Genomic DNA, 3,806 nt, shown 5'->3' with positions numbered 1-3,806 from the left:
GCGTTTCCGGCTGCGAGCGCACGTCCCACCCCACCCCCGCCCCCGACAGACCACCCCCACCCCCACCCACCCAAGGGGCGCGAGGAACTGCGCGACCAGCCACAACAAACCCGCAGACAACGGCAACCCCGCCGGAGGCGCCCCGCAAATCTACGACCGCGTCAAAGCCAACAGATCCCGCGCCGGCCCCGCCGGCCGATGCCCCACCGGCCACACCGCCCGCAGCGCCCTGCTCAGCCGAACCCCCTCCACCGGAATCTCCACCAGCCGCCGAGCGGACAGCTCCTCCCCGAGCGCCAGCTCACTCAGGACCGCCGGCCCCGCCCCGGACGCCGCGGACGCCTTCACCGCCGTCGTGGAGGACAGTTCGATCAGCGGGCGGGCCAGCCCGCCGAGCGCCTCGTCCAGCACCTGCCGCGTCCCCGACCCCTTCTCCCGCAGGATCAGCGGCGTGGCCCCCAGCTCCCCCGCCGTCACCGAAAGCGCCCGCCGCCGCGCCCACGCGTGCCCCGGCGCGGTCACCACGATCAGCCGGTCGTGCGCGATCACCACGGAGTCGAGACCGCCCGCCACGGACACCCCCTCCACGAACCCGAGGTCCGCCTCCCCGGAGAGCACCCGCTCGGCCACCACCGTCGAGTTCCCCGCGATCAGCGACACCGCCGTGTCCGGCCGCTGCCCCCGCAGCGCGATCAGCCAGCCCGGCAGCAGATACTCGGCGATCGTCATGCTCGCCGCGACCCGCAGCCGCGAGTCCCGCCGGTCCCGCAGCGCCTGCGCCCCCGCGTCGAACGCCTCCGCCGCCTCGACCACCCGCCGGGCCCAGTCCGTGACCAGCGCCCCCGCGTCGGTGAGCCGCGACCCCCTGGGCGACCGGTCCACCAGCGCGACCCCCAACTGCCGTTCCATGGACCGGATCCGGCTGCTGGCGGCGGGCTGGGTGATCCCGAGCTCCCGGGCGGCCCGCCCCAGGCTGCCGAGCCGCGCCACGGCGAGCAGCAGCTCCAGCGCGCCCAGCTCGGGCACCCGGTGCGCCAGCCCTCCGCCGGGCACCGCACTCGTCCCCTCGTCCCGACCCACGGCATCCCGGCTCATAAGCCCACCTTATGCCCCCATAGACCGGTACTCCCTGGTGAGCCGCCCGCCGGGCGGGCACCGTGAGGACATGGTCTCCGCCGTCCGCCACCTCGGCCCCAACTGGTACGCGCCCGTCATGGGCACCGCGATCGTGGCCACGGCGGGAGCCGGCCTCCCGTTCGCCGGTGTCCCGGGCCTGCGCACCGTCTGCACGGCCTTCTGGGCCCTTTCCCTGGTCCTGCTCCTCGTCCTGCTGGCAGCCAGGGCCGCGCACTGGACGCACCACGGGGACCGGGCGAGGGCGCACCTCTCGGACCCGGCGACGGTCCCGTTCTACGGCTGCCTCTCGATGGCCCTGCTCGCCGTCGGCGGCGGCGCGCTCGTCGTCGGCCGGGACTGGATCGGCACCCCGGCCGCGGTGGCCCTGGACGCCGTCCTGTTCACGGCGGGCACCCTGACCGGGCTGGCCGCCGCCGTGGCGGTCCCGTATCTGCTGATCACCCGTCACCCCGTGGACGTCTCCCGGATCACCCCGATATGGATACTTCCCCTGGTCGCGCCGATGGTCTCCGCCGCTCTCGGCCCGCTGCTCGTGCCCCACCTGCCGGCCGGCGCACCCCGCGCGACCCTGCTGTTCGCCTGTGTCGCGATGTTCGGCCTCAGTGCGCTGGCCACGCTGGTGACGTTGCCGCTGGTCTTCGCCCGCCTCGTCACGGGCGGGCCGCTGCCGCTCGCGCTCACCCCGACCCTGTTCCTGGTCCTGGGTCCGCTGGGCCAGTCCACGACGGCGGTCGACAGGTTCGCCGTCACTGCGCCGGGGGTCGTGAGTGCCCCGTACGACCGGGGCTTCGCCGTCCTCGCGGTGCTGTACGGCGTGCCGGTGACGGGTTTCGCGCTGTTCTGGCTGGCCCTGGCCGGCGCGATGGTGGTGCGGGCCCGCCGCCGGGGCATGGGCTTCACGATGACCTGGTGGGCGTTCACCTTCCCGGTGGGCACGTGTGTGACGGGCGCCGAGGGTCTCGCCCGGCACACCGGGCTCACGGTCTACGACGGTCTCGCGGTCGTCCTCTACGTCCTGCTGCTGGCCGCCTGGACGGTGGCCTCCGCGCACACGGCCCGGGGCCTGCTCAGCGGACGGCTGCTCGCAGCGCCCGGGCCAGTACGCGCGGTGCCTGTGCCAACGACGGCCCGTACCACGTGAGATGGCGCCCGCTGACGAGGGCGCACGCCGGGAAACTCCTCGGGGCCGTCCTCGCGGGTGAAGCGGTACGGCTCGTCGGGCAGCACGACGAGATCGAGGCGGGCGGCACGCAGTTCCCCGGCGGAGACACGCGGATAGCGTTCGGCGTGGGCCGCGTACGCGTTGTCGACGCCCATCCGCGCCAGCAGGTCCCCCGCGAAGGTGTCCCGGCCCAGCACCATCCAGGGCCGCCGCCAGACCGGCACCGCCGCGCGGAACGGCACCGACGGGCGGGACGGGACCGACAGGCGGGACGGGAGCGACAGGCGGGACGGGAGCGACAGGCGGGGCGGGTCGCGCCACACCGCCTCGGCCTCGGCCAGCCAGCGCGGCCGCCCGCGGACACCGCACGCCCCGAGCACGCGCGCCAGTTCACGGAAGGCCCCCGGCAGGTCCCGTACCTCGGTGACGAGGACCTCCGTGCCCGCTGCCCGCAGCGCGGCCAGGTCGGGCTCCCGGTTCTCCTCCTCGTTGGCGATCACCAGGTCGGGCGCGAGCGCGGCGATCCGTCCAAGGTCCGGGTTCTTGGTGCCGCCGACCCGGACGACGTCGAGGCCGGCGGGACGGCTGCACCAGTCGGTCGTCCCGACGAGCACCCCGGGCGCGGACAGGGCGACGGCCTCGGTGAGGGACGGAACCAGCGACACCACCCGCAGGGCCGTGCCGGCGTCCGGGCCCGGTCGCGCGGCCCGGCGCTCACCGGTTGAGATCGTCCACCGCCTCGACGTGGTCCGCGACCGCGACGAGCAGGACGCGGGTGTCCTCCTCGGTGGCCCGCCACCGGTGGCGCACCCCGCCCGTCAGGTACAGGGTGTCGCCCCGGCCCAGCCGGTACGCGCGGCCCTCCGCCTCGACCTCGACGACTCCGTCCGCCACGTACATCAGCTCGTCGTTGCGGTGCTGGAACTCGCGGCCGGCGTCCTGGTCGCCGGAGAACTCCATGGCGTGCAACTGGTGGTGTCCGCGCACCAGGGGGCGCACCCGGGGCTCGTGGGTGAACTCGGAGTCGTCGGCGCGCACCACGTCGACACTGCGCGCCGGGTCGGCCGCCGCCAGCAGCTCCACGCGGGTCGTGCCGAGAGCGTCGGCCACGCGTTCGAGGGAACGGGTACTGGGGCGGGCCCGCTCGTTCTCGACCTGGCTGAGGAACGGCACCGACAGACCGCTGCGCTCGGCGACGACGGCGAGGGTCAGCTCCAGCGCCCGGCGTCGCCGCCTGACGGCCGCGCCCACTCGAAGGGTCTCCTTGTTCTCGTCCATCGCTTCGGCTCCCCCCTGTGCGTCGTCGGTCCGTGCGTCGTCGGTGCGTGAGATGCGGTCGGCGCGGTGCCTACGGTGCGTACGCGCCCGTGTCGTGCGGGTTCTGATGTGTTGTCTGCACCCTACGGGTGTTCGGCAAACCGTTTCACGCGCCCGTCACATCCCCGTAAACATTCCCGCACCGGCCACGGGTACGGCAGCGAGGGGTGGGCGGCGCCGTACGGCGCCG

Annotated in this window: 3 protein-coding genes and 1 pseudogene; 1 reads left to right on the top strand and 3 read right to left on the bottom strand. The window is 74.8% G+C overall.

The window, feature by feature from the left end:
- Positions 1-150 precede the first annotated feature (150 nt).
- A complete protein-coding gene (locus ACFYXC_RS28260; protein ID WP_389554635.1) occupies positions 151-1,095 on the bottom strand; it encodes a LysR family transcriptional regulator in 945 nt (314 codons plus the stop codon).
- A 70-nt stretch (positions 1,096-1,165) separates the two neighbouring features.
- Here ACFYXC_RS28260 and ACFYXC_RS28255 point away from each other — a divergent pair, with 70 nt between their 5' ends.
- The gene (locus ACFYXC_RS28255; RefSeq protein WP_389554633.1) at positions 1,166-2,278 is read left to right on the top strand and encodes a TDT family transporter; all 1,113 of its coding nucleotides are present in this window, start codon (positions 1,166-1,168) and stop codon (positions 2,276-2,278) included.
- Here ACFYXC_RS28255 and ACFYXC_RS28250 read toward each other — a convergent pair.
- Positions 2,205-2,973, bottom strand: a pseudogene (locus ACFYXC_RS28250) (helical backbone metal receptor). The gene ACFYXC_RS28255 and the pseudogene ACFYXC_RS28250 sit on opposite strands and share 74 nt — an antisense overlap.
- 40 nt (positions 2,974-3,013) lie before the next feature.
- Entirely contained in the window at positions 3,014-3,577 is a 564-nt protein-coding gene (locus tag ACFYXC_RS28245) for a helix-turn-helix domain-containing protein (RefSeq protein ID WP_388913689.1), read from the bottom strand.
- Positions 3,578-3,806 lie beyond the last annotated feature (229 nt).

It is taken from the genome of Streptomyces sp. NPDC002701 (genome assembly GCF_042889045.1).
Lineage (GTDB): Bacteria > Actinomycetota > Actinomycetes > Streptomycetales > Streptomycetaceae > Streptomyces.
Note: the sequence above shows the minus strand (reverse complement) of the source record. Positions and strands in the feature narration are given on the sequence as shown.

Excerpts from the sequence above, each read along its gene's own strand:
- ACFYXC_RS28260 (WP_389554635.1), bottom strand. The coding sequence starts at position 1,095 with ATGAGCCGGGATGCCGTGGGTCGGGACGAGGGGACGAGTGCGGTGCCC.
- ACFYXC_RS28255 (WP_389554633.1), top strand. The coding sequence starts at position 1,166 with ATGGTCTCCGCCGTCCGCCACCTCGGCCCCAACTGGTACGCGCCCGTC.
- ACFYXC_RS28245 (WP_388913689.1), bottom strand. The coding sequence starts at position 3,577 with ATGGACGAGAACAAGGAGACCCTTCGAGTGGGCGCGGCCGTCAGGCGG.